1 protein-coding gene is annotated in these 1,149 nt (G+C 69.3%); it reads right to left on the reverse strand.

Translation table 11 applies throughout. The annotated features are described in order from the left end of the window. A partial coding sequence (locus tag TSH64_RS15955) for a DUF3382 domain-containing protein (RefSeq protein ID WP_109452705.1) occupies window positions 1–1,149 on the reverse strand: 1,149 nt, incomplete at both ends.

Below are 1,149 nucleotides of genomic sequence, written 5' to 3' on the forward strand. Positions count from 1 at the left end.
ACCGCCGAACATCGCCGCAATCGCAAAGGCCGCCAGCTTCATGTTGGTGCGGTTGATGCCGAGGGACGCGCAGGCGATGTCGTCCTCGCGCAGAGCCTCCCAGGCCCGGCCCAGCGGCAGCTTGCGCACCCTGAGCGTGAACAGGTTCACCACCAGGGCCAAAGCCAGGATGAGGTAGTAGAGGAAGACGATGCGGTGGAGCGGCGAGAACTCCAGCCCGAACAGCTCGTGGAAGGCGGCCATGCCCTCGGCCGGGGTGCGGGAGAAGTCGGCGATGCCGAAGAAGCTCGGCCGCGGGATGCCGGAGATGCCGTTCGGGCCGCCGGTGAACTGGTACCAGTTGACCAGGATGATGCGGATGATCTCGCCGAAGCCCAAGGTCACGATGGCGAAATAGTCGCCGCGCAGCCGCAGGACGGGGAAGCCCAGCAGCACGCCGGAACAGGCGGCGAGCAGCCCCGCCAGCGGCAGGCAGAGCCAGAAGCTGAGCCCGAAATAATGGGCGAGCAGCGCGTAGCTGTAGGCGCCGACGGCGTAGAAGGCGACATAGCCGAGGTCGAGCAGGCCGGCCAGACCGACCACGATGTTCAGGCCCCAGCCCAGCATGATGTAGGTCAGCAGCAGGATGCCGATGTCCAGCAGCATGCGGTCGGCCAGCGGCGTCATCGGCAGGATGGCGGCGAAGACGACGGCGACCGGGCCGATGTATTTGCTGGCATGCTGCACCTTGGCGGCGAATCGATCCATGCGCTTGTCGCGGTCGGCCTGGCTGAGCTTGGAGCGGCCGGTGGCGACGGTCATGGCGGCGCGGATGGCGATGACGCCGCCGCCCAGCACCAGCACCAGGCGCAGCACCTGGGTCGGCATCGGCAGCACCAGCCCGATGCCGGCGCAGACCAGCGCCAGGATCAGCACCGGCAGCGCCATGCCCTGGCGGATCAGCCCGAGCCCGAGCCGGCCGAGGAAGACGAGGACCAGCGAGGCGATGACTTCTTCCGGCCGGGCTTCGATGCCGAGACCGGTGGGGCGGTCGACGGTGCGCAGGCCCACCAGCGGCACGGTCAGCAGCAAGGCCACGAAGGCGGCGAGGCCGGCGTCCTTGACGGTGGCGGCCCAGTCGACGCCGCGCGCGGCGCCGTGTCCGGCGGA

Source organism: Azospirillum sp. TSH64, from assembly GCF_003116035.1.
Lineage (GTDB): Bacteria > Pseudomonadota > Alphaproteobacteria > Azospirillales > Azospirillaceae > Azospirillum.